The organism is Nocardia sp. XZ_19_369 (genome assembly GCF_015355715.1).
Taxonomy (GTDB): Bacteria; Actinomycetota; Actinomycetes; order Mycobacteriales; family Mycobacteriaceae; genus Nocardia.
Genome location: NZ_JACVED010000003.1, coordinates 243114 through 266255 on the forward strand (window position 1 = coordinate 243114; position 23142 = coordinate 266255).

At 68.8% G+C, this 23142-nt stretch carries 23 protein-coding genes; 13 read left to right on the forward strand and 10 right to left on the reverse strand.

The window, feature by feature from the left end; all coding sequences use genetic code 11:
- Positions 1–114 precede the first annotated feature (114 nt).
- From IBX18_RS12805 to IBX18_RS12820, 4 genes are all read left to right on the forward strand, one after another.
- A complete protein-coding gene (locus tag IBX18_RS12805; RefSeq protein WP_194833939.1) occupies positions 115–585 on the forward strand; it encodes a carboxymuconolactone decarboxylase family protein in 471 nt (156 codons plus the stop codon).
- Positions 586–890: 305 nt separating this feature from the next.
- The gene (locus IBX18_RS12810) at positions 891–1982 is read left to right on the forward strand and encodes a 3-deoxy-7-phosphoheptulonate synthase (protein WP_194833940.1); all 1092 of its coding nucleotides are present in this window, start codon (positions 891–893) and stop codon (positions 1980–1982) included.
- Positions 1983–2193: 211 nt separating this feature from the next.
- Complete coding sequence (locus tag IBX18_RS12815; protein ID WP_194834328.1) at positions 2194–2838, forward strand: LysE family translocator; 645 nt, start codon at positions 2194–2196, stop codon at positions 2836–2838.
- A gap of 68 nt (positions 2839–2906) precedes the next feature.
- Entirely contained in the window at positions 2907–3614 is a 708-nt protein-coding gene (locus IBX18_RS12820; RefSeq protein ID WP_194833941.1) for a trimeric intracellular cation channel family protein, read from the forward strand.
- A 30-nt stretch (positions 3615–3644) separates the two neighbouring features.
- On the opposite strand, the gene IBX18_RS12825 is transcribed toward IBX18_RS12820, so the two are convergent.
- From IBX18_RS12825 to IBX18_RS12835, 3 genes are all read right to left on the reverse strand, one after another.
- Positions 3645–4193, reverse strand: coding sequence for a dihydrofolate reductase family protein (locus IBX18_RS12825; RefSeq protein ID WP_194833942.1), 549 nt, complete (start codon positions 4191–4193; stop codon positions 3645–3647).
- 67 nt (positions 4194–4260) lie between these two features.
- Positions 4261–5430: a pyridoxal phosphate-dependent aminotransferase gene (locus IBX18_RS12830; protein WP_194833943.1), complete on the reverse strand. Its 1170-nt coding sequence runs from the start codon at positions 5428–5430 to the stop codon at positions 4261–4263.
- A 95-nt stretch (positions 5431–5525) separates the two neighbouring features.
- Complete coding sequence (locus tag IBX18_RS12835) at positions 5526–6431, reverse strand: sigma-70 family RNA polymerase sigma factor (RefSeq protein ID WP_194833944.1); 906 nt, start codon at positions 6429–6431, stop codon at positions 5526–5528.
- Between the two features lie 107 nt (positions 6432–6538).
- Between IBX18_RS12835 and IBX18_RS12840 the strand changes: the two genes are divergently transcribed.
- From IBX18_RS12840 to IBX18_RS12860, 5 genes are all read left to right on the forward strand, one after another.
- Positions 6539–7141, forward strand: coding sequence for a GNAT family N-acetyltransferase (locus tag IBX18_RS12840; protein WP_194833945.1), 603 nt, complete (start codon positions 6539–6541; stop codon positions 7139–7141).
- Positions 7142–7246: 105 nt separating this feature from the next.
- Positions 7247–8905, forward strand: a complete 1659-nt coding sequence (locus tag IBX18_RS12845) for a DNA repair helicase XPB (protein ID WP_147140431.1) — start codon at positions 7247–7249, stop codon at positions 8903–8905.
- 41 nt (positions 8906–8946) lie between these two features.
- On the forward strand, positions 8947–9615 hold the full coding sequence (locus IBX18_RS12850) for a DUF3239 domain-containing protein (protein WP_194833946.1): 669 nt from the start codon (positions 8947–8949) through the stop codon (positions 9613–9615).
- Positions 9616–9668: 53 nt separating this feature from the next.
- The gene (locus tag IBX18_RS12855; RefSeq protein WP_194833947.1) at positions 9669–10307 is read left to right on the forward strand and encodes a LysE family translocator; all 639 of its coding nucleotides are present in this window, start codon (positions 9669–9671) and stop codon (positions 10305–10307) included.
- Between the two features lie 70 nt (positions 10308–10377).
- Complete coding sequence (locus tag IBX18_RS12860) at positions 10378–11781, forward strand: M1 family metallopeptidase (RefSeq protein ID WP_194833948.1); 1404 nt, start codon at positions 10378–10380, stop codon at positions 11779–11781.
- Positions 11782–11791: 10 nt separating this feature from the next.
- Here IBX18_RS12860 and IBX18_RS12865 read toward each other — a convergent pair whose 3' ends face one another.
- A complete protein-coding gene (locus tag IBX18_RS12865; RefSeq protein ID WP_194833949.1) occupies positions 11792–12613 on the reverse strand; it encodes a hypothetical protein in 822 nt (273 codons plus the stop codon).
- Positions 12614–12914: 301 nt separating this feature from the next.
- Here IBX18_RS12865 and IBX18_RS12870 point away from each other — a divergent pair, with 301 nt between their 5' ends.
- A complete protein-coding gene (locus IBX18_RS12870; protein ID WP_194833950.1) occupies positions 12915–13445 on the forward strand; it encodes a hypothetical protein in 531 nt (176 codons plus the stop codon).
- Here the strand turns inward: IBX18_RS12870 and IBX18_RS12875 are convergent, their stop codons facing one another.
- The gene (locus IBX18_RS12875; RefSeq protein WP_194833951.1) at positions 13446–15740 is read right to left on the reverse strand and encodes a helicase-associated domain-containing protein; all 2295 of its coding nucleotides are present in this window, start codon (positions 15738–15740) and stop codon (positions 13446–13448) included.
- 201 nt (positions 15741–15941) lie between these two features.
- Between IBX18_RS12875 and IBX18_RS12880 the strand changes: the two genes are divergently transcribed.
- Entirely contained in the window at positions 15942–16130 is a 189-nt protein-coding gene (locus IBX18_RS12880) for a hypothetical protein (protein WP_040731009.1), read from the forward strand.
- 72 nt (positions 16131–16202) lie between these two features.
- On the opposite strand, the gene IBX18_RS12885 is transcribed toward IBX18_RS12880, so the two are convergent.
- Together IBX18_RS12885 and IBX18_RS12890 are read right to left on the reverse strand one after the other, a co-directional pair.
- On the reverse strand, positions 16203–16841 hold the full coding sequence (locus IBX18_RS12885) for a resuscitation-promoting factor Rpf1 domain-containing protein (protein ID WP_194833952.1): 639 nt from the start codon (positions 16839–16841) through the stop codon (positions 16203–16205).
- Positions 16842–17300: 459 nt separating this feature from the next.
- Complete coding sequence (locus IBX18_RS12890; RefSeq protein ID WP_306796244.1) at positions 17301–17567, reverse strand: hypothetical protein; 267 nt, start codon at positions 17565–17567, stop codon at positions 17301–17303.
- 202 nt (positions 17568–17769) lie between these two features.
- On the opposite strand from IBX18_RS12890, the gene IBX18_RS12895 reads away from it, so the two are divergent.
- Complete coding sequence (locus IBX18_RS12895; protein ID WP_186818879.1) at positions 17770–18201, forward strand: cold-shock protein; 432 nt, start codon at positions 17770–17772, stop codon at positions 18199–18201.
- A gap of 176 nt (positions 18202–18377) precedes the next feature.
- Here the strand turns inward: IBX18_RS12895 and IBX18_RS12900 are convergent, their stop codons facing one another.
- From IBX18_RS12900 to IBX18_RS12910, 3 genes are all read right to left on the reverse strand, one after another.
- Positions 18378–18884 carry a DUF2771 domain-containing protein gene (locus tag IBX18_RS12900; RefSeq protein ID WP_194833953.1) on the reverse strand — a complete coding sequence of 169 codons (507 nt, stop codon included), beginning with the start codon at positions 18882–18884 and terminating at the stop codon, positions 18378–18380.
- Positions 18885–18948: 64 nt separating this feature from the next.
- Positions 18949–20820 carry an MFS transporter gene (locus tag IBX18_RS12905; protein ID WP_194833954.1) on the reverse strand — a complete coding sequence of 624 codons (1872 nt, stop codon included), beginning with the start codon at positions 20818–20820 and terminating at the stop codon, positions 18949–18951.
- Between the two features lie 54 nt (positions 20821–20874).
- Positions 20875–21648: a glutaminyl-peptide cyclotransferase gene (locus IBX18_RS12910; RefSeq protein ID WP_194833955.1), complete on the reverse strand. Its 774-nt coding sequence runs from the start codon at positions 21646–21648 to the stop codon at positions 20875–20877.
- A gap of 17 nt (positions 21649–21665) precedes the next feature.
- On the opposite strand from IBX18_RS12910, the gene IBX18_RS43410 reads away from it, so the two are divergent.
- The gene (locus tag IBX18_RS43410) at positions 21666–23132 is read left to right on the forward strand and encodes a DUF3027 domain-containing protein (protein WP_194833956.1); all 1467 of its coding nucleotides are present in this window, start codon (positions 21666–21668) and stop codon (positions 23130–23132) included.
- Positions 23133–23142: the final 10 nt, after the last annotated feature.

Here is a 23142-nt window from a genome sequence, read left to right on the forward strand (position 1 = left end):
GCGACGATTGATCGAAATCGAGAGTGGCCCAAGTCACGTGCGCCGCCGAGTCACACTCTGCCGACCAGTGTCGTCGTCTCTGTGCAGACGCAGAACAACGAAGGAAGGCACCCCATGGAACCCCGCTTCAACCTGCACGCCAACGCCATCGCCGCCAGCTTCGCCAGGCGACTCGTCACGGCGTCCAAGGTCGTCAACGACTCCGGCCTACCCGCCGCCACCTACGAACTGGTGAAGATCCGCGCCAGCCAGATCAACGGCTGTGGCTACTGCACCGACATGCACACCAAGGACGCTGCGCACGCCGGTGAAACCTCCGTGCGGCTCAATCTGGTTGCCGCCTGGCACGAATCGACCGTGTTCACCGAGGCCGAGCGGGCTGCGCTCGCGCTCACCGAGGAAGCCACCCGGATCGGGGACGGCCGCGCTGTCAGCGACGCAGTGTGGCAGGAGGTGCGCAAGCACTACGACGACGACCAGATCGCCGCGCTGATCGCCGCCATCGCGATGATCAACGCCTGGAACCGGATGAACGTCATCGCCCGCACCCCGGCCGGCGACTACGTACCCGGTCAGTGGGGCTGAGCTGGTGGCAATGCCGCCGCGCGCCGAACGTCGGGCCGGTGTCCGGCCTGACGTTCGGCGGGCAGCGCGATATGCGCGACCGGCCCGCACTGTGCGATACGGCACGGTCCCCGCTCCCCTCGGTACCTGCCTGGTACAGTCCCTGACGTGCAGCGCGCGTATTTCTGGTTTAGCAAGCCGGCCCTGGGTGGGCAGGTCTGCGGCCGCCAGCTGCGCTGACAACATTCCACCCCGAGCCGGATTATGGACCGGCTCGACGGGGTTTCACGTCCGTGGGGTCGGCCGAAGAAAAGGAACCCACGACCATGACTACCGCAGCCGACATCGATGCGCGGCATTCTGATCTCGACGATCAACGCACCCTGAGCGTGAGCCCGCTGCGCTCGCCCGCCGAGGTACGCAGTGTGCACCCGATCACCGACGGACTCGCGAACACGGTCCGCCGTGGCCGCGCGGCCACCGTGGATGTGCTCAACGGTGTGGACGACCGCCTGATGGTGATCGTCGGCCCGTGCTCGGTGCACGACCCGGCCGCCGCCCTCGACTACGCGCGCCACCTCGCCGCCAAGGCCGCTCAGCTGGACGACCGGCTGCACGTGGTGATGCGGGTGTACTTCGAGAAGCCGCGCACCACCCTGGGCTGGAAGGGGCTGATCAACGATCCGCACCTGGACGGCTCCTTCGACGTCAACACCGGCCTCGGCTTCGGCCGCAAGCTGCTCGCCGACATCAGCGCGCTCGGCCTGCCGGTGGCCTGTGAGTTCCTCGACCCGATCACCCCGCAGTACATCGCGGACCTGGTCTCCTACGGTGCGATCGGCGCCCGCACCGCGGCCAGCCAGGTGCACCGCCAGCTGAGCAGCGCGCTGTCCATGCCGGTCGGCATCAAGAACGGCACCGACGGCGATGTGCAGGTGGCCGTGGACGGTGTCCGCGCCGCCGCGGCCAGCCACGTGTTCCCCGGCACCGACCTGGACGGGCGCGCCTCGCTCATCCGTACCACCGGCAACCCCGACTGCCACGTCATCCTGCGCGGCGGCACCTCCGGCACGAACTACGACGCGGCGTCCGTCGCCGAGGCGTGCATGCTGCTGGAGAAGGCCGGGCTGCCGCAGCGACTGGTGGTCGACGCCAGCCACGGCAACAGCAACAAGGACCACAACAAGCAGGTCGACGTGGTCACCGACATCGCGGCCCGGCTGGCCGTCGGCGAACCCGGCGTGGTCGGCGTGATGCTGGAGAGCTTCCTCGTCGCCGGTCGGCAGGATCTGACCCTCGGCCACGCCGACGAGCTCACCTACGGCCAGTCGATCACCGACGCCTGCCTCGATTGGGACACCACCGCCCGCCAGCTCGACCGGCTCGCGGACGCGATCCAAGAGCGCCGTAACCTCTGACCGCGCGCGGCGTGAGCGACCGGCCCGGAGGCGGTAGCGCAGCGTAACCACGCAGGGCTTGCGAACGCCGCCAATCGAACACAGCTGTTTTCAGCTTCCCGCCCGGGCACCCCGGCGGGAAGCTGACAGTCACGGCACGCCGTCGATCACCGGGCCAGCAACCTCGAAGTGGACCGAGACTGGGCGGCGTGGGTGCGTGACGATCGACTGTGTGATCGAAATGGCGGCGGTGTTCGGGGTAGCGGTGGTGGCGTTGGGGTTGGTGCTGACGCCGGGGCCGAACATGATGTATCTGGTTTCCCGGACGGTGTCGCAGGGGCGGCGCGCGGGGTTGGTGTCGCTGGGCGGTGTCGCGGCGGGGTTCGGGGTGTATCTGATCGCGGCGGCGGTGGGGATCGCGGCGGTGTTCGCGGTGGTGCCCGGGTTGTATCTCGCGGTGAAGCTGGCCGGTGCGGCTTATCTGCTGTGGTTGGCGTGGCAGGCGTTGCGGCCGGGCGGGACTTCGGTATTCGCGCCCTCGGCGTTGGCTCCGGATCCGGCGCGGCGGTTGTTCACGATGGGGTTCGTCACCAACCTGCTGAATCCGAAGATCGCGATCATGTACATGGCGCTGATCCCGCAGTTCGTGGCGCCCGATCAGGGACAGGTCTGGTTGCAGAGCCTGTGCCTCGGACTGGTGCAGATCGCGGTGGCGTTGACGGTGAACGGGCTGATCGTGCTCGGCGCGGGCAGCATCTCCACCTTCCTCACCGGCCGCCCGCTCTGGCTGCGCACCCAGCGGTACGTCATGGGCACCATGCTCGGCACCATCGCGGTCCTCGTCGCTACTGATCGCGCCCGCCCCGTTCCAGCCTGACGCTGCGACCCGTCTCATCCGCGCCTGTCCGTGCGGTATGTACGGCGGGATATGACACGGTGAGCGGCATGGTGGATTTCGGTGCGGGGGTGTCGGCCGCTCACTTCGGGCTCTCGGTCGACGCGGTGCAGCATCTCGGCGAGTTGTTCGGGGTGTTCGCGTTCGCGAGTTCGGGTGCGCTGCTGGCCGTGCGGCGTGATTTCGACATCTTCGGCATCCTGGTACTCGCGTGCGCCACCGCGCTCGGCGGCGGCATCATCCGGGATCTGCTGATCGGCCGCACACCGCCCGCCGCGTTCGTCGACCTCAGCTATCTGTACACGGCGATGCTGGCCGCGGCGGTGATCTTCTTCTGGCATCCGTCGCGGCGGCTGACCCGCGGTCCGCTCGAGGTCGCCGACGCCTTCGGGCTCGGCTTGTTCTGCGTGACCGGGACGGTCATCGCCTACTCACGCGGCCTCGGTGCCCCCTCGGCGGCGCTGCTCGGCCTGGTCACCGCGATCGGCGGCGGCGTGATCCGGGATCTGCTCGGCGGGCAGACGCCGAATGTGCTTCGGCCGGACCAGATCTACGCGGTGCCCGCCCTCATCGGTGCCGCCGCCACCGCGACACTGCTGCACTTCGGCGTCTATCAGGCGTGGACCGGGGCGCTGGCCGCGCTCGGCGCCATCGCCTTCCGTTTGCTCGCGTTGCGCTTCGGATGGCATGCGCCGCAGGCCCGTCGGTATCCACGCAGCAGGCCACCGGCCGATCCGACGCTGCCGCACCCGTCCTGAGCGGAATGCAGGACGGGTGCCGCACGACGGCTAGCGCGACAACCGGTAGCGCAGCTCCGCCCACTGCCCCATGTGCGTAACCTCGACGAGTTTCATTCGCGCGGACAGGATTCGGCGCGGCAGCACCGGCGCACCCGCGCCCAAGGTCACCGGCGCGATGCCCGCGATGATCTCGTCGAGCAGCCCGGCGTCGGCGAACTGACCGGCCAGGTCGCCACCGCCGAGGACCCAGATATTCTGCTCGCCTGCGGCTTCCGCCATTTCCTTGTGCACCGACTCGACTGAGCCGGACACGAAACGCAGATTGGCGCCGGGGATTGCAGGCAGTGTGCGATGGGTGAAGACCCAGCACGGGCGGTCGCCGTAGTTCTTCGCCCAGTTCTCCGGCGGGTCGTTGGCCACGATCCACTCGTAGGTGGTCGCGCCCATGCACATCGCACCGACGTTGCCGAGAAACTCGGTGATGTGGTGGTCTGCGGAGCCGTCGGCGTCGTCGATCTGGAACAGCCAGTCGAGCGAGTTGTGCTCGTCGGCGATGTAGCCGTCGAGGCTGGTCGCGGTGAAGTATTGGGTTGCCATGCGTCATACCCTGTCAGCGAATCTTGACAGGGTATGTCAGGTTTTCCGGCGGATTTCCGCGCGCGGTTCAGCCGGCCGTCCGCAGGCGGCGCACGGCTTCGTCGAGCGTCTCGTCGCGTTTGCAGAAGGTGAAGCGCACCAGATGGCTCCATGCCGCGGCATCGTCGGCGAAGACGCTGACCGGGACGGCGGCGACGCCGAGCCGCTTGGGCAGCTCGCGGCAGAAGGCGAGACCGTCGGACGCGCCGAGGGCCGTGATGTCGCCGCACACGAAGTAGCCACCCGCACTGGACTTCACGCCGAACCCGGTGTCGGCGAGCGCCGCGGAAAGGCGAAGACGCCGGTCGGACAACGTGTCCCGCAGTCCGGCGACCCACTCGAGCTCGTGGTTCAGCGCATGCGCGACCGCGGGCTGGAACGGCCCGCCCGCGACGAAGGTCATGAACTGCTTGGCGGCGAGCACGCCGTCGATCAGCCCCGCCGGGCCACACGCCCAGCCGGTCTTCCAGCCGGTGACGTTGAAAGTCTTTGCCGCACTGGACACCACGATGGTGCGCTCGGCCATGCCGGGCAGCGTGGCCAGGCTGATGTGTTCGACGCCGTCGTACACGAGGTGTTCGTAGACCTCGTCGGTGAGCACCAGAATGTCGTGCTCGCAGGCGATTTCGGCGATCGCCTGTAGATCGGCGCGGCCGAGCACGGTGCCGGTCGGGTTGTGCGGGGAGTTGACGATCAGCATCCCGGTCGCCGGGGTGATCGCGGCGCGCAGGCTGTCCAGATCGAGCACGAACCGATCGCCGTCGGCGACCAGTCGTGCGGTGCGTCGTTGCGCACCCGCCAAAGCGACTGCGGCGGCGTAGGAGTCGTAGTACGGCTCGATCAACACCACCTCCGACCCCGGCTCCACCAGACCGAGCACGGCGGCGCTGATCGCCTCGGTCGCCCCGACGGTCACCAGCACCTGGGTGTCGGGATCGTACTGGGTGCCGTAGCGGCGGGCCCGGTCGTCGGCGATCGCCCGCCGCAGCACCGGCATCCCGCGCCCCGGCGGGTACTGGTTGAGACCGTCGGCAATGGCCTGCCTGGCGACTTCGAGCATGCCGGCGGGCCCGTCGGTGTCGGGAAAACCCTGGCCCAGGTTGACCGCGTCGTACCGGACGGCGAGCTCGGTCATCTCGGCGAAGATGGTGGCGGCGAACGGGCGCAGTCGAGCAACGGTGGCGGGTTGCGAAGGCATGTTCGGAGACTAGCTCAGCATTCGTGGTGTGAATCCGGCCACATCGGGGGTCGACGGATCCGTACCCGGTCTGCTACGGCGGGTCGGGGACGGGCTCAACCCAATCGAATGCCGGTGAGCTTGGCCGGGTTCGCGAGATCGTAAGTGCCCCAAACCAGTCCGTCGCACACGGTGAAGCCCATGACCCGAGCGGGATGCCCGTTCCCCGCGGCGACCACCAACCCCAGTTGTCCATTGACCGAAGCGAATTCGTAGTCGTACGCCGGCTCCACGTCGGTGCCGTCCAATCCGTACTTGCGCACCAGCCCCAGGTAGAACCGAGCGATCCGGTCCGCGCCGCGCAGGATGTTCACCGCGGTCGACGTGGTCCCGTCGGCGTCGCCGATCACCACCGAATCCGGGTGCAGCGCAGCGGTTACCGCGCCGACATCCCCGGACCGCAGCGCCGTCAGGAACCGCTGCACCGCGACCTCGTGCTCGGCATCGGGCACCGGCGGCGGTGTCTGCGCCACGGCCTTGCGCGCCCGCACCGCGAGCTGCCTGGCCGCATCGGGGGACACCTCGAGGATCTCGGCGATCTCGTCGAACGGCACCGAAAGCCCGTCGTGCAGTACGAAAGCCACCCGCTGCGGCGGGGTCAGGCTGTCCAGCACCACCATGGCCGCGAGGCGGTATTCCTGCCTGCGCACCACCGTCTCCAACGGGTCCGGCGTGCTCGACGGCGTCCGACCGGTCACCACCGGCTCCGGCAGCCATTGCCCCACATAGCTTTCCCGGCGCACCGCGGCACTGCGCAGCCGGTCCAGACAGATGCGGCTCACCACCGTCGTCAGCCACGCCCGCGGGTCGTCGATTTCGGATTGCCGGGCGCCCGCCAAGCGCAGCCAGCTCTCCTGTACCGCGTCTTCGGCGTCGCCGACGCTGCCCGTCAGCCGATACGCGACCGAGAGCAGATGCGCTCGATGTGATTCGAACAATCCGGCAAGCAGAGCGGCAACCATCAGGGAGATTGTACGAGCTCCCGGCGGGTCGATTTACCGCGGTGCCGCCGACTGAACACGCGGTAAACCCGATGATCCCACCGGGCGATTCGTGACAACATGACTCGATGGACGCACAAGCGCTGTCGAACGGAACCGTCTGGCTCTCCATCCCCACCGAGGCGGACATCGACGTCATCACCGAGTGCTGTCAGGACCCGTCCATCGGCGAGTGGGTGACCATCCCGGTGCCCTACACCCGCGACAATGCCCAGACCTTCATCGACGACATCGTCCGACCGGGCTGGGCGGGCCACAGCCCCACCTGGGCCCTGCGCCTGTACGAGAGCGGCCCCGTCGTCGGCATGATCGGCCTCGGCGAACGCGACGAGTCGTCCGCCGAGATCGGCTACTGGCTGGCCCCCGGCGCGCGGTCGCGCGGCCTGATGACCCAGGCCGTGAACCTGGTCTGCGACTACGGCTTCCGCCCCGCCGGCCTGGCCTTACAGCGCATCAGCTGGCGCGCCTTCGTCGGCAACTACGCCTCCGCCGCGGTCGCCCGGCGGGCCGGCTTCCACTATGAGGGCCTGTCACGTCAGGGCAGCCTGCAGCGCGGCCGCCGCCGCGACCATTGGCTGGCCGCCCGCCTGCCCACCGACCCGCCGGGCCCCGCCCTCGACTGGCCCGCGGAGTTCCACCGCGCCCTCGAACAGACGCCTCGACCGCACTGAGCCTGCCCGCGCCGAGTCCGCGATTGTCGTGGTCAGGGACCCGGCCGTGCCGGGCTGTCGGAGGTCTCAGGGAGAATGGTCGGAGAATCGACGCGAGGAGGGGCTGTGACGGACGGTCCGCTGATTGTGCAGAGCGACAAGACGCTGCTGTTGGAGGTCGACCACGAGTTGGCCGACGCGGCGCGGCAGGCCATCGCGCCGTTCGCCGAGTTGGAGCGGGCGCCCGAGCATGTGCACACCTACCGGGTGACCCCGTTGGCGCTGTGGAACGCGCGGGCGGCCGGGCACGACGCCGAGCAGGTGGTGGACGCGCTGGTCAGCTTCTCCCGGTACGCGGTGCCGCAGCCGTTGCTGGTGGACATCGTGGACACGATGGCGCGCTACGGGCGGTTGCAGCTGGTCAAGCATCCGGCGCACGGGCTGGTGCTGGTCAGCCTGGACCGGGCGGTGCTGGAGGAAGTACTGCGGCACAAGAAGCTGGCGCCGATGTTCGGTGCCCGCCTCGACGACGACACGGTGATCGTGCACGGTTCCGAGCGCGGCCGGATCAAGCAGATGCTGCTGAAGATCGGCTGGCCCGCCGAGGACCTGGCCGGGTACGTCGACGGCGAGGCGCACCCGATCGAACTGGACTACTCCGACGACAAGTGGCACCTGCGCGACTACCAGGAAATGGCCGCCGACTCGTTCTGGGCGGGCGGGTCCGGCGTGGTGGTGCTGCCGTGTGGCGCGGGCAAGACGATGGTCGGCGCCGCGGCGATGGCCAAGGCCAAGGCGACCACGCTCATCCTGGTCACCAATACCGTCGCGGGCAGGCAGTGGCGGCGCGAGCTGCTGGCGCGCACCTCGCTGACCGAGGAGGAGATCGGCGAATACTCCGGCGAGCGCAAGGAGATCCGCCCGGTCACCATCGCGACCTACCAGGTGATCACCCGGCGCACCAAGGGCGAGTACAAGCACCTCGAGCTGTTCGACAGCCGCGACTGGGGCCTGGTCATCTACGACGAGGTGCATCTGCTGCCCGCGCCGGTCTTCCGGATGACCGCCGATCTGCAGTCGCGCCGCCGCCTCGGCCTGACCGCGACGCTGGTCCGCGAGGACGGCCGCGAGGGCGACGTATTCTCGCTGATCGGCCCGAAGCGCTACGACGCGCCATGGAAGGACATCGAGGCGCAGGGCTGGATCGCGCCCGCCGAGTGCATCGAGGTGCGGGTGACGCTCACCGACGCCGAGCGGATGTCCTACGCGACCGCCGAGCCGGAGGAGCGCTACAAGCTGTGCTCCACCGCGCGCACGAAAATCCCCGTGGTGCAGTCCATCCTGGCCAAGCACGCGGACGCGCCGACCCTGGTGATCGGCGCTTACCTGGATCAGCTGGACGAGCTCGGCGCGGCGCTCAACGCGCCGGTGATCCAGGGTTCGACGAAAACCAAAGAGCGCGAAGAGCTCTTCGAGGCGTTCCGGCAGGGCGAGATCCCGGTGCTGGTGGTGAGCAAGGTGGCCAACTTCTCCATCGATCTGCCGGAAGCGTCGGTCGCGGTGCAGGTTTCGGGCACCTTCGGCTCCCGGCAGGAGGAGGCCCAACGCCTCGGCAGGCTGCTGCGGCCGAAACACGATGGCGGCCAAGCCCATTTCTACTCGGTGGTGGCCCGGGACACCCTCGATGCCGAATACGCCGCGCACCGTCAGCGTTTTCTGGCCGAACAGGGGTATGCCTACCGCATCATGGACGCCGACGACCTGCTCGGTCCGGCCATCGGATAAGTGGAGGCTTTTCCTCCGCAAACTGTGCTAGGAATAGGGACGTGCGACGCTTCGAATTTCCGGTGGACCGCAAGCATGCCCATGCGGTCAACGAAGTCTTCGCCGACCAGCGGCGGCTACGAGTCATGGCGCTGGCCGCCGCGGTCGTCGCGACGGCGTGCGCCGCGTATCTGATCTGGCTGGACCACCCGTGGGCCTATCTGCTGGCCGTCGCCTTCGTGCTCGGCGCGGTGGTGGCCCTGTGGGTGGCCTTCTGGACCGCGCGGCACGCCAGCATCGACAAGCTGTACACCGACGGTGAGCTCGTGCCCGCGGTGGTCTCGGAGACCTATCCGTCGAGCGTGGTGCTGCTCGCCCTGGTCGATGTGGCCAAGCCGGGCGCCACCGATTCCCGCTACGCACTGGTGATCCGCCGGGTCCGCGCGCTGCCCGGCCATGCGGCGGAGGCGGGGGAGCGGGTGCCCGCGGTCGCGGTGCGCACCGACCGGGCGCCGCGGCAGGTGGGCGAGCGCTGGCAGTCGGTCAGCGCCATGCCGATCGCCTGGGGCACCACCGACGCGGAGGTCATCGAACGCGCCCGCGCCGCGATCAGCGACATCGAATGGCGTTTGCTCACCGACAATCTCGCGCTCACCGACAAGGTGCGGCGCGCGCCTGCCAAGCGGCTGCTGCTCGATCCGGACCAGTTGCCCGGCGACTTCGGCTCCTGAGTCTGCCGGCGATCTACCCTTTTTCGGGTTGCGCGCCCGCTTAGACTCCGTAAATGGTTCCAGTGTCCAACCTGCTGGCGTTCCTCGCGGCGGCGACCATCCTCATCATCGTCCCCGGACCCGGTGTGCTGTTCACCATCGGGCGAGCGCTCACGCTCGGCAGGCGCGCCGCGCTGCTCTCGGTGGCCGGGCACTGCATCGGTGTCTTCTTCGTGCTGCTGCTGGTCGCGGTGGGGCTCGGCACCTTGCTCATGGCCTCGTCGCTGGCGCTCACCGTGATCAAGTTCGCGGGCGCGCTGTATCTGATGTACCTGGGGGTCCAGGCGTTCCGTGAGCGCAAGTCGCTGCGTGCCGCGCTGGGCACCACGATCGAGTCCGTGCCGGATGCGAAGGTGCTGCGGCAGAGCATCATCGTCGGGCTGACCAACCCCAAGGCGATCGTGTTCTTCGCGGCGATCCTGCCGCATTTCGCCGAGCCCGCCGCCGGCTCGCTGCCGCTGCAATTCCTGATCCTCGGCTCCGTTTTCCTGGCGGTGGCCGTGGTGTCCGACAGTGCCTGGGCCCTGCTCGCGGCCTCGGCCCGGACCTGGTTCGCCCGCTCGCCGCGCAGGCTCGAAGCGGTCGGTGGAGCAGGCGGAATGATGATCGTCGGCCTCGGCGCGTCGGTGGCGCTCAGCGGCAGCACGGACTGAACCGGCTACCATCCATCGGGGTCGGTACGGCCGTACCGAAAGGTGGGGGGCGAAAAGGGGTGGTTGTCGAATGAGGTTGTCCGGCTGGATAAGCGCCGCGGTCGTGGGCGCACTGGTCACCGCCGCGGTGCCCGCTGCCGCCGAACCGCCGCCCGACCCGATCACCGGGTCGTCCGGGCTCGGCGACCCGTACTACCCCGAGGACGGTAACGGCGGCTACGACGTCCGCCACTACGACGTCACCATCGACTACGACCCGCCCAGCCACCAGCTCACCGGGTCGACCCGCATCGACGCCGTGTCGACCCAGGCGCTGCGCGCGTTCAACCTGGACTTCGCCGGGCCGGACGTGCGGGTGGTGTCGGTGAACAACCTGCCGGCCGCGTTCCACCGCAACGGCGCGCACGAACTCACCGTCACGCCGATGCTGCCGCTGCTGCCCGGCCTGCCCTTCACGGTGACCGTGGACTACGCCGGTCCCGCCGTGCACACCGAGGGCGAGGGCTGGACGTTCGCGCCGAGCGGCGGCGCCTTCGCCGCGGGCGAACCGCATTCGGCCACCACCTGGTACCCGCTCAACGACACCCCGCTGGACAAGGCCACTTTCGCGCTGCACGCCACCGTTCCCGCGGAATGGGAGGTCGTCTCCAATGGTCTGCGCACCCAGGACGTGGTGCAGGGCGAGCGGCGGACCGTCAGCTGGGAGGCCCGCCAGCCGGTGCTCGGCTACCTGACCACCGTGGCGATCGACAAGTTCAGCTTCCTGGACCAGCAGCGCGCCAACGGTACTCCGCTGATCAGCGCCTTCGCCCCGGGGGCCGAACGCAACCGGGAGACCGAGCAGCGGCTGCCGGAGATCCTCGACTTCATCGAAAGCCTCTACGGCCCTTACCCATTCGACTCGTCGGGCGGCATCTACGTGGACGCCGACATCATGTTCTCGCTGGAGACCCAGACCCGTCCGATCTACGCGCCGTGGACGGACCTGCCGACCGTGGTGCACGAGATCGCGCATCAGTGGTGGGGCGATTCGGTATCGGTGCGCCAGTGGTCCGATATCTGCCTGAACGAATGCTTCGCCAGCTACACCGCCGACTACCTCTGGCCGGAGCACAAGGAAGGCATGGACGTCGACCAGCAGTACCGCGAGACCATTCAGAAGTTCCTGGGCAACAGTGAGTTCTGGCAGATACCGCTGGGAAACCCCGGTGCCGGAACGGAATTCACCTCCGTCTACTACCGCGGTCCGCTGTTCCTGCACGCGTTGCGCAAGCAGCTCGGTGACGACGTGTTCTTCGCGGCGGTGCGAGAGTTCAACGCGCGCCACGTGTATGGGAACGCGTCCATGCCGGAGTTCCGCACGTTCGTCCAGTCGAAGTCGGCTACGGACCTGACCGGGTTCTTCGACGCCTGGCTCAACCAGGCGGCGCCGCCGCCGGAGGAGTACCTCTTCCCGGGCGGCCTGCGCGGCTGAGCCGGTTTCGCTAGTCGCCGTCGACGCGCTCGCGCGCCCGCTCGACCCACCGCTCCACTCGATCGAGCTGTCGCTGTGCCGAACGCAACTGGTCCTGGGCTGTGCGTTCGGTCGTGCGGCAGAACTGCCGCTCCTGCTCCGCGCGGGCGAGTTCTTCTTTCAATTCGGTGATTCGAGCGTCGATGTCACCCAGCTGATCGGCTGCCCGCTCGACCTCTTCGTGCGCGGAATCCCTTGCCTCCCGGGCGGATTCGAGTGCCTCCAGTGCGTCGTCCAATTCCCGGCGAGGGTTGTCCTCGGCTGGTTCCTCGGCGGCGGGCTCGGGTGCCTCGTCGTCGACCGCGACCAGGCCGGGACCGGCGGGGCCGAATCCCTCGTAGGTCGCCGCGGTGGCCAACGTTCCCGAGTGCACCTGCTCGGCGACGTCCGGGTCGGCCAGTGCCGCGGTCAAGGTCTGGCCGATCTCGCGCAGCACGTTCTCGTTCACCGGGTGTCCGTGCTGCTCGGCCAGTGCTCCCGCCTTCTTCGCCAGCGCGTTGACCGCCTGCTGCCGCTGCCCGGTGAGGCTGCGCAGCTCGTCGCCGGAGAGTTTCCGCTGGGCGGAGCGCAGTGCCGCGCCCAGCTGTAGTAGCGCCTCGACGTCCGCGGGCGCCTCGCGGGCCAGCAGGTTCACCGTCCACGCGGTGACCGTGGGCTTACGCAATTTGCCGATGGCGGTCGCGAGCTCCTTGTCGCCCGCCTCCTTGGCCTGTTTGACCTGGGCCGTGCGGGCAGCGACGAACTCACTCGGAGCGAGTCCATACAAGTCGCGGGCAACGTCGTCCAGCGTCATACTGGCCAAGCGTAACGACTCGGTCTGTCGAAGCGAAAGAACCCACGTATTGGACGAACGTCCACGTTATGGGTGATACGCGAAAGGCGTTGCTAGTGAACTTCTTTGGATTGCAAGTGCTCGGCAGTCTGCTCCCGAGGATCCTCGGGTACGCGTTGCTCGGCATGTCCTACATGTTTTAGGCCCGTCGCATCCCGTCCACTGATATCACCCCAGGAGCTGATGCGGCCGTACTCGGCGTCCGGGTATCCTCACCGCGTTCGCGAGCGGCGTGAATGTGTTCGGTGAGAGAGGTTTTCAGGTGAAGTTTCCAGGAGCGAGGCTGCTGGCACGCGTGGTGCTTGCCCTCGTAGCGGTGGCGGCGGTGGTCGTCACGGTGGTCGGTTGTTCGGCGGCCAAGGATGCCAGTAAGTCCGACACGGCCAAGGCCAATGTCGGTGACTGCATCAATGTCACCAAGAGTTCGTCGACCGACGCCAAGACCGAGCCGGTCGACTGCTCGTCGGAGAAGGCGGTCTACAAGATCGCGCAGACCTTCGACAAGAAGACCGAGTGCCCGACCGACTACACCTCCTATGAGGAGACCCTCGCGGGCGGCACCACCGCGTTCCTGTGCCTGGCGCCCAACTTCAAGCAGGACAGCTGCTACAACGAGAGTCCGGCCACCGGTTACAAGCACGTGGACTGCACCACCCCCGAGGCGAGCTTCAAGGTGGTGAAGCGGATCGACGGCGAGGCCGACGAGCTGCTGTGCGGGGCCGACGCGGACAGCTTCCGGCTGATCTCGGAGACCCCGAAGATCACCTTCTGCCTGGCCAAGCCCAAGGCCTGATCATTCGAGCAGGGCGACCGACGCGATCCGGTGCAGCGTGAAGTGCCGGACCGCGCCGGTCACCGGGTCGAGCGCGTCGAGCTGGCCGTTGCCGACCTTGAGCGGTTCCACCACACGCTGCGTCGCCACGCCGGAGGCGTCGACGTAGCCGATGTTCACCGACCGCCGCACCCGCGCCGCCAATTGCAGCAGCGCCAGGGTCGCCGCGGTATTGGTGCGGGTGCCGTCCATCCGCACCGACTGTCCGGAGCGGGCGCTGGTGGCGCGGTCGGCCGCGCGCAGCTCGGTGACGAGCAGTTCCAGCTGTTCGGTGCTCGGCGGCGTCGGCCGCCACGGCGGCCTGGCATTGGGCCGCGCCGAGATCCGGGCGCCGCGCTGGCGCAGATCCACGATGATGCCCGAGGAATCCTCGCCCGCAGGCGCGAAACCGGCCGCGCGCAGCTGCTCGAGCACCTCGCCGAGCGGTGCCTGGGCGATCGCCACCGTCGGTGCGATGGCCCGCAGCGCCAGGGCCCCGGCCACCGGCGCGGCCAGCACCTGGGCCAGCAGCGCCGGGTCGTCGCTGCGCAGGAACGACTGGGCCATGCCCGCGCGTAACTGCCCGTGCCGGCGGGCGACATCGTCGATCAGATAGGTCAGCGCCTGCGGAATCGGGGTCCGCGAATGCTTCGTGAACAGCGCGTGCAGTTCGGCCGCGGTGAGCCCGGCATCGAGCGCGCGCCGCACCGACGTTTCGCTGATGCGGTAAACCGTTGCCGCACCGGCGGATTCGACGTCGGCGACCAGCTCGACCCGATGCTGTAATTCGGCGGTGAGCGGGCCGGGCGCGATCACCGTCAGATCCGCCTGGACGAGCACGTGATCGACCGGCGCGGGCAGCGCCGCTTCCATCGCGGCCTCGGCATCGGCGGCACTGGTCGGCGCGCCGTGCAGCAGCGCGCGGGCCGGTGAGCCGAGCGCACCACGGCCGACGAAGCCGAGCGCGGCGGCCTCGGCCAGCGTCTGCTCCACCGCCTCCAGCCGGAAGTGCCTGCGCCAGCGCGGTTGCCGCCAGGCGAGCACGCGGCCGATATCGGCGGGGGTGAGGGCGCTGCCGGACGGATACTCGGCGAGCAGGCCGAGCATGGCGTGCCGGTCGCGCGGCGCGTGCGGGTTGCGCAGCTCCAGCGCGAGGGCCGCGAGGGGTTTGTCGTTGGCGTCGCGCATGCCGATCATCCATGGCATCCGGTCCAATTCGAGCCAGGCCATGGCCAAGGCGACCCAGCGGCGGGCCAGTGGGGCCTCCAGCCAGGCGTCGACCGCGGGGGTCGGCGCCCAGAAATCGTCGGCCGAATCGACCTCCGGCGGCGGGTCTGGCAAACCCTTTTCGATCAGTCGCGCGGCGGCCAGCAGTTCGACCAGCAAACCCGCGCGGGGCTCGTCGATGCCTGTCTGTTTGGCAATGCGGCGTAGCTCCCGCACGCCCAGCCCGCCTGCGCGCAGAGCGGGGGCCGGTGCCTGGCCGAGGATATCGAGGACGGCGGTGCAGTGCCGCAGCAGTTCGCCCACTTCGCCTGCCGCGACGGCGTTCACGTCGGCGGCGGCCTGCTTCTTCGGTTTCGGGGCAGGCGGCGTCAACGCGTGCGGATGCGTGACCGGTTCGTCGCGCAGCACCTGTCCGACGGTGACGGGCAACTCCACGGTCTCGTCGTCGATCCGGTTCAGCAGCCTGCGGGCCAGTAGCTGCTGGACCGGCCGGTCGGCCGGGGTGCCCGGCGCGGCGTCCCTGGTGCGCCCGCGTGGGCCGGTGCTGGCCAGCTTGTCCAGCAGTGCCCGCGCCGCCGAGGTGAGCTCGGGCAGTGCCTCGCGCACTTCGGGTTCGGTGAGCGAATCGGGGATCTCGGTGGTGCTGCCGATCGGCCAGGGCAGCGCCTCGACGGCCGCGGTGATCAGATGCAGCTCGTCTTCGCTGGTCCAGACCAGGGCGCGGGCGGTCAATCGCTCGATGGCCGCGTCGATCGCGGCGGCGGGCACGCGATCGCTCAGCTGCACGTGCAACTCGGCGCGCGTCAGCGGGGCGCCGTTGCTGTCGGTCCGCGTCACCCCGTGCACCGCAAGGGTTTCCAGGATCGCGAAATCGAGAGTGTCCAGGTCATCGGTGGCGCGCAGCACCGAGGCGCGCTGCTCGGCCCGCGCGGCCAGCACGGCCATCGACGAGGGCAGCGGCACAGCCAGATCGGGCCGGAGCTCCAGCAGCGTTACCAATTGGGCATCAGTACGCGCACCGAGCCACCCGGCTAAGGAGGTCGCGGTCATCCGATCCAGCCTACGGTCTCGGGCCGTGGCCTGCCGGGGCGCACATCGGATACCCACGTCACGCCCGATTTCGGTAGCACGCGGGTAACTCACTGGATATCGGCTGACTCCAGTGCGTCCCTACCGCCGGCCGCCGATGTGCCGAGCGCCACACCAGGGTCCGGCCTGAAGACTCGCAGCGGCGGCATTAGCATGAGGCTCGTGGTGAACAAATCGAAGAAACCTTATGTCGACAACGGCTGGCCGAAGGTCGCCGAAGGTGACCACGCGGTCACCGAACTCTCGTCGACCCGTTCCGGTGGGCTCTCGCCGTACGGTGAGGACACCGAGTTTCCGGTCCCGGCGGATCAGCTGCCTTACATGCACCCGAACACGGTGATCAACCGCTGATTTCCGGACGGAAAGTCCGTAGATACGACTAAGGCCCCGCATCCTCGGATGCGGGGCCTTAGTCGTGGTCGATCAGGAGGGCAGAAGGCCCTTGTTCGCCTCGTAGAAGTTCACGATGGCGGGATCGAGCTTGGTGTTGCTCGCCTTGGCGGCGTTGAAGAAGTCGAAGGCTTCCTTGGGCACCTGAACGCCCTGGCCCTGCACGACCTCGAGCGCGCGGTCGACGGCCGTGAAGACCTGCTGGGTGCTGTCCGGCGCGGCCTGCGGGGCTTGGGCCTGCGGCGCGGGCGCGGGGTTCCAGCGGGGGGTTTCGTTGGTGGCGGGAGCCGAACGCGGAGTGGGTGCGCTGCTCAGGCCGAGGTTGGAGGAGCAGCTGGGCCAGGCGCCCCAACCCTGGGAGGCGAGCACCTTCTCGGCGACCGCGATCTGCTGTTCGCGGGTGGCCTGGTTGGCGCTGGCGGCATACTCGCCGCCGCCGTGGGCCTTCCAGGTGCTCGGCGAGAACTGCAGCCCGCCCTGGTAGCCGTTGCCGGTGTTGATGCCCCAGTTACCGCCGGCCTCACACTGTGCGAGGCGATCCCAGTCGGAGTCGGGTGCCGCGCTGGCGTTGCCTGCCAGGGCCACACCTGCGGTGCCCATGATCGCGCCGGTCACGGCAACCTTGGCAACCGTGCGCCCGGTGGAGCTTGGCTTGCGATGGCGTCCACTCATATCGGGTTCGTCTTCCTCTCGACGCACCTGCGAGGTCATCGGTCGGGCTGGACTGAGAGGTCGTCATGCCCGCCCTCGCCCCTACGTTTCCGTCGGGTTTCCGGGTCCCGCGGGGCGAGGTTCGGTGCGGCGGGCCGGTGGTTGCCGGTTGTCCCGGCTCGCTAAGAACGGTACGACGATCGCCGAGAAAAATCACCATTTGATAACCGGCGTGTACGAGCGGGTCTCGGTGCGGTCTCAACGCCGACGTAGCCCCTTCTTTGCAGCTAGAAGCGGTGCGCTCAGAGCAGTGCCGGTCCGTCACCGGTCCGTGACCTCTCCGTTATGTGACTAGGATCACAGTCGGGATTTGGTAACGACAGACTCGGGTAACCCGTTCGCAGCCCGCTGGTGGCCGTTCCGTCAGATCGGCACGACGCCCAGGTCGGAGTCACCGCGACCGGTCGACAATCACGTCGATCAGCGCGAGCGTCGACCCGAACGCAGCGTGAACACGATCGCGACCAGAAACCCGAGCGGCGCGAGCATCGCGGCGAAATAGAGCCACAGCCCCGGCGTGCCGTCCGACAGCACCGGGATCAAGAAGATGGCGATGATCGCCAGCAATCCCAGCGCGAACAGCCCCAGCGCGACTTGCAGCAACCAATCACCCGGCCTGCGCCCACCGCTCCCACTCGATGCGGGATCGGCGTCGCTGGACGGTGGCGGAGCGGGAGGGTTCGTCACCGCATGACCGTAAAACTGATGTGCTTGCGTTATGGGCACCGGGGTAGACTCTTAGGCACGCGCGTCCCGCATCACTGCTGGGCGCGTTCTTTTCGCAAACAGAAGAAGGACCTGTTCGTGGCGTTGTGCCGCAGCAGGTTCCGTGGACAGATGTGCTCGGGCCGGTGGGGTCCGAGTTTTCGATGATGAACGGGTGAGCGCAGTGCCGACCGGCAGGGTGAAGTGGTACGACGTCGAAAAGGGCTTCGGCTTCCTTTCCCAAGACGAGGGTGAGGACGTCTATGTCCGCTCGTCCGCGCTGCCCGACGGAGTCGAAGGACTCAAGCCGGGCCAGCGCGTCGAATTCGGGATGGCCGCGGGCCGCCGCGGACCGCAGGCGCTGAGCCTCAAACTGCTCGAGGCGCCGCCCTCGGTCCGCCAGGGCCAAGAACGCCAGGAACGCGAGCGCGCCCGCAAGGAGCCCGTCGCCCGCAGGCACACACCGGACGAGTTGCACGGGATGGTCGAAGACATGATCACCCTGCTCGAAGCGACGGTGCAGCCGGACCTGCGCAAGGGCCGCTACCCCGATCGCAAGACCGCACAACGCATCTCAGAGGTTGTCCGCGCGGTAGCGCGCGAACTCGACCACTGAATTTTTGGCCGCGTGGCCGCGGCGTGTTCGTGGCCCCTGGGTGTCTCACGTCCGAGCTGTCGAGACTCGCGCCTTCGGCGCATGCGCTTCGACAGCTCGGACGCGAGACGGGCCACGAACGGCGCTCGTAAGACTCGCGCTGTGCTGGCTGGGTTGCCGAGTGATGTTGCGCGCGGTTAGGTCGCGGTGCTGATCGACCAGGCTGCGTGGGGGAGGTAGAACTCCTTGCCGGTGTCCTTGTCCAGGGCGAGGATCGGGAGCTGGAGTTCCAGGCCGACGAGGCGCAGGTCGGGTTCCGGGCGGGAGTCGATGGTGACGGCCATGGCGCCCTCGGGGAAGTTGGTGTGGTTGATCACCTGGTCGATGCGGTCCCCGTTGGGGCGGGCGTAGACGAGCTGGGCCAGCCAGGGGGCGTCGGCGATCTGCTTCGGGAGCGACAGCTGCAAGGGGTAGTCCGGCGGGACGTCCAGCTGGACGGTTTGGCCGTAGCGGCAGTCTTCCATTTTGACCGAGCAGTACACGTACGGTTCGACCTCGACGGTTTTGCCGTGGGCGTAGGCGGTGATCACCGGGTCGTGCTCGTCGGCGTTGCGCACGAGGACCACCAGGACGCCGACGAAGGCGACGGTGAACACGAGTAGGGCGGCGACGACCAGCGCGAGGATGGTGCGGGGGTTCTTCACGCCGCCACCTCGCTGACCCACGGCCGCGCCGTGAGTACAGCTGCTGTATCGAAGGTTCGCTCGCTCACTGGCTGGGGTCTCCTATTCCTGGTTGGATACGGCTCGTCTCGCCGCCACTGGACGCCGGCCTACGGTATGCGTTCGCAGTGTGTGGCATCGGCCGGGTCGGCGGAACTTCCTGCTCCGCGTGTTGCGGACGATTTCCGCCGAGGCCGGGCAGCAGCGAATGGCCGCGGTAGCTGACGAAGGTCTGCACCAGGCCGATCACCAGGATGGCGGTGATCACCGCGAAACCCTTCCAGTAGTCGGTCGGCAGCAGCACGCCCGCCGAGCCGCCGACCACCCAGCTGAGCTGCAACACCGTTTCCGAACGGCCGAAACCGGAGGCGATCGACTCGGGCGGCAGATCGTCCTGGATCGCGGCGTCCAGCGACACCTTCGCCAGCGCGCTGGTGCCCGAGGCGACCACGGTGGCGATGGCCGCACCCAGCAGATTGTTGGTGAACGTCGCGAAGAGCGCGACCAGCGCACAGGCGGCGGTGCAGGCGAGCACGATCAGCGTCGGTTTGCCGAGCTTGAGCCGGGCGCCGGTGGCATTGCCGGTGAAGTTGCCCAGCGCCGCCGCCGCGCCGACCACGCCGAGCATGGCGGCCTGCTGGGCCGGGCGGTGCTCGGTGGCCTTGGCGACGAACGCGACGTAGAAGGTCAGGAATCCGGTCAGCACCCGGATGGCGCTGTTGCCCCAGAGTGCGGTCACCACCGAACGGCCCAGCGGCTGCCTGCGTTTGCGCGGCGGGGTGGTGGCTTCCTTCTCCGGCGTGAGGACCTCGGTGGGCGCGTGATAGCTCAGCGTCGCGGGCACCTCGCCCTCGGTGACCTCGACCCAGGACGGGATGCGCAAGCTCAGATACGTTCCGGCGCAGGCGATCACGATCGCGAAGATCAGCGCGCCCTTGGAGTCGGCGATCGCCGCGGCGAGTGCGGCGATCGCGCCCGCGCCGATGGTGCCGCCGACCAAACCGAACACGGTGAGCCGAGAGTTGGTGCGTACCAAGTCGATATCCGGTGGCAGCACGCGTGGTGTCACCGCGCTCTTGAGTACCGAGAACGATTTACTGCCGATCAGCATGCACAGCGCGAGCGGATACAGTGCCCAGCTGTCGAATTCGAGGATCAGCACCACCGCGACCACCGCGCGCAACGCGAACGAGGTCGCCAGCGCGACCCGGCGCCCGTGCTGTAGCCGGTCGAGCATGGGGCCGATCAGCGGGGCGATCACCGCGAACGGTGCGATCGTGATCAGCAGGTACAGCGCGACTTTCGTCTTGCTCTCCGCGGTGGCGCTGGCGAAGAACAGCGTGTTGGCCAGCGAGACGGCGACCGCGGCGTCGAGGGCGAAGTTCGCCATCGTGGCGTAGGTGAGCGCGGTGAGGCCGGACTTGTCCGCGCCGTCGGCCTTGGCCGCGCGCTGGAAAGTGGCGATGCCTTTCTCGGTCAGCTGGCGGCCGCGCATGGCGGCGACGCGGGTAACTGTGAGCTTGCGGGGCACCCGCGCGGTGCCGGGCGGCGGGGGAGCTTCGGTGGGCGCGGCAGCGTCCGGTTGCTCGGGCAGTGGTGCGGTGGGCGGCGGGGCCGAGGGCTCCGGCTCCGGGCGGCGTGGCGGTTCCGGGCGATGCGGGAAGACGCGCCGGGGAGTCTTGTCCAGCGGCGGCAGCGGCCTGCGGCCCGCGGGCGCGTTCGGCGGCGGATACCGATCGAAACCGGGATGCCGTTCGACCGGCGGGTACTCCTCGCCGTCCCACCGATCACGGTCGGGACCGGAAGGTTCGCGGGGAGTCACGTCGTCAATTCTGTCGTACTTCGGTACTGGGTGTTCACTCGCTCTCGAAGGTGTCGGCGGAAGGTGACGTTCGTCGCGTCGCGGACGGCGGGGCATGTCTCCAGGACTTCCCCGCCGCCGCGAATCGCAAGCGAATCGCGGGTGCGGTACTCAGGCGGGCACGAAGCGGACCTCGAAGGTGGTCGGCCAGTTCTTGCCGGCGAGCAGGAATCGGTCGGTGCCGGGAATCTGTGCGATGCCGTTGAGCGTGTCCTCGCTCGTCCGCGTCAGGTGTGGCAGCAGCGCGCCCGCGTCGATGACGGCGAGCACCTGGCCGGAGTCCGGATCGATGCGCAGGATGCGATCGCTGGGCCAGTCGTTGGCGTACACCGAACCGTCCTCGGCGCAATCGAGTTCGTTGAGCCGTGCGTTGTGGTTGCTGGTCAGCCGGATCGAGCCGGTCGGCGCGAAGGTGACCGGATCGCGGAAGGTGAGCGTGTCGGTGCCGTTGCTCATCACCAGCCGCCCGGCCCGGGTGCACAGTCCCCAGCCTTCGCCTTCGTAGGGCGCGCGGCCGACTTCGGCCAGGGTGTGCGGGTCCCTGGCGAAGGCGATGTGGTTCTGCCAGGTCAGTTGCCACAGGGTGTCCCCGGCCAGGGTGATCCCCTCGCCGAAGAAGGGTGCGGGCAGGTCGGCCCTGGCCAGTTCGGCTCCGGTGCTGAGGTTCGTCGCCCGCACACTCGACGCGCCCGACAGACCGGTGCCTTCGTAGAGCACCTCACCGTGGATCTCCAGGCCCTGGGTGAAGGCGCGCGGATCGTGCGACCTGGTGGCCACGACCTCGATATTCATCGTGGGCGACGGTTCTTCGGCCGCCCCACACCCGCTCCAGATGACCAGACCGACCAGCACACCTATGGCCAACGAACGCCGATTGCGTTTCATACGGCAAAATGTAGGCCGTGAGCGCAGTTTCTGTTTCTGAGTCCGGTGTCAGGCCGATTTTGGCCGACGCCGTCGATCTGGCCCGCCGTGCGCTCCTGGCGTTGGAACCAGCTGGTGTCGGGGCGCATCTCGGCGTGGCTACCGAGGACGACAGCGCGGCGACCCACCGCTTCGAGGCCACACTGCCCGGCTATCGCGGCTGGCAGTGGGCGGTCGTGGTGGCGGCCCCACCGGAGGCCGACTATGCGACGGTGAGCGAATCGGCGCTGCTGCCCGGCCCCGACGCGCTGGTCGCGCCCGACTTCGTGCCGTGGGACCAGCGGATCAGGCCCGGTGATCTCGCGCCCGGCGACCTGCTCGCCCCGCAGCCGAACGACCCGCGCCTGGTGCCCGGTTACGTCGCCAACGGCGACCCGGCCGTCGACGAGGTCGCCACCGAGATCGGCCTCGGCCGCACCCAGGTGCTGAGTCTCGAGGGCCGCGAAATGGCCGCCGAGCGCTGGTACGGCGAGTTCGGCCCCGATACCGAGATGGCCAAGGCGGCACCGTCCACCTGCGGGCTGTGCGGTTTCTACCTCCCGCTCGCCGGATCCCTGCGCGCCGCCTTCGGTGTCTGCGGCAACGCCATGGGCGCCGACGGCCACGTCGTACACGCCGCCTACGGCTGCGGCGCCCACTCCGACACCGTCGCCCCCACCGGCGGTGGTTCGCCGCTCTACGAGGCGTTCGACGATGCCGCAGTGGAGCTGATCCCCGCCGAGGAGCTGGCGCCGGTCAAGGAAACCCCTGCGGTCGAAGCGGCTGCCACGGATGCGGTCGCACCGGTGGTGGAAACGCCCGACGTGTCCGTTGCGTCGGAGGACGTCGCTGTTGTCGCCGAGACGACACCGACTGGGGAAGCGCCCAGTGCCGAGTCCGGATCGGCCGATGCGCCGGCTGCCGAGTCCGAGCCGAACGCCGACACTGCGGTTGCCGAGGCCGATGCGGCAGTTGCCGCGGACACTGAGACGCCGAACGCGGTCGCTGAGGCCGGTGCAGCAGTTGCCGCGGTCACCGAGGCGCCGAGCGCAGTCGCCGAAACCGACAGTGCTGCCGCGGGTGACGCGGTTGCTTCGGATTCCGTGCCGAGTGCCGGCGTGCAAGCCGGTGACGAAGGTGGCTCTGCCGCTGCGGTTACCGAGTCTGCTTCGGACACCGCGGCCGGCAATGCGGTGGCGGAAGGTGAGTCGAGCGTCGCAGCGGAGCCGAGTGCGGCGGACAGCGCTGCCGACGAGGCTGTGGTTGCGCGGGCCGCCGACGAAAGTGGCGACGCCACTGCGGATGCCGAGTCCCCTGTGGATAACTCGGGCGAGGTGGCTGTCGACGCGGCGGCTCAGGCTGACGACGCTGAAGTCGCGCAGGCGTCTGCGGGTGACGAGCAGGTTGCCGATGCTGCGGCCGAGGTGGCTGAGGGCCGGGCGGTCGAGTCATCGCCGCAGAACTGACCGAGACGGC

Excerpts from the sequence above, each read along its gene's own strand:
- IBX18_RS12805 (WP_194833939.1), top strand. The coding sequence starts at position 115 with ATGGAACCCCGCTTCAACCTGCACGCCAACGCCATCGCCGCCAGCTTC.
- IBX18_RS12810 (WP_194833940.1), top strand. The coding sequence starts at position 891 with ATGACTACCGCAGCCGACATCGATGCGCGGCATTCTGATCTCGACGAT.
- IBX18_RS12820 (WP_194833941.1), top strand. The coding sequence starts at position 2,907 with ATGGTGGATTTCGGTGCGGGGGTGTCGGCCGCTCACTTCGGGCTCTCG.
- IBX18_RS12825 (WP_194833942.1), bottom strand. The coding sequence starts at position 4,193 with ATGGCAACCCAATACTTCACCGCGACCAGCCTCGACGGCTACATCGCC.
- IBX18_RS12830 (WP_194833943.1), bottom strand. The coding sequence starts at position 5,430 with ATGCCTTCGCAACCCGCCACCGTTGCTCGACTGCGCCCGTTCGCCGCC.
- IBX18_RS12835 (WP_194833944.1), bottom strand. The coding sequence starts at position 6,431 with ATGGTTGCCGCTCTGCTTGCCGGATTGTTCGAATCACATCGAGCGCAT.
- IBX18_RS12840 (WP_194833945.1), top strand. The coding sequence starts at position 6,539 with ATGGACGCACAAGCGCTGTCGAACGGAACCGTCTGGCTCTCCATCCCC.
- IBX18_RS12855 (WP_194833947.1), top strand. The coding sequence starts at position 9,669 with ATGGTTCCAGTGTCCAACCTGCTGGCGTTCCTCGCGGCGGCGACCATC.
- IBX18_RS12860 (WP_194833948.1), top strand. The coding sequence starts at position 10,378 with ATGAGGTTGTCCGGCTGGATAAGCGCCGCGGTCGTGGGCGCACTGGTC.
- IBX18_RS12865 (WP_194833949.1), bottom strand. The coding sequence starts at position 12,613 with ATGACGCTGGACGACGTTGCCCGCGACTTGTATGGACTCGCTCCGAGT.
- IBX18_RS12875 (WP_194833951.1), bottom strand. The coding sequence starts at position 15,740 with ATGACCGCGACCTCCTTAGCCGGGTGGCTCGGTGCGCGTACTGATGCC.
- IBX18_RS12885 (WP_194833952.1), bottom strand. The coding sequence starts at position 16,841 with ATGAGTGGACGCCATCGCAAGCCAAGCTCCACCGGGCGCACGGTTGCC.
- IBX18_RS12905 (WP_194833954.1), bottom strand. The coding sequence starts at position 20,820 with ATGCCCCGCCGTCCGCGACGCGACGAACGTCACCTTCCGCCGACACCT.
- IBX18_RS12910 (WP_194833955.1), bottom strand. The coding sequence starts at position 21,648 with ATGAAACGCAATCGGCGTTCGTTGGCCATAGGTGTGCTGGTCGGTCTG.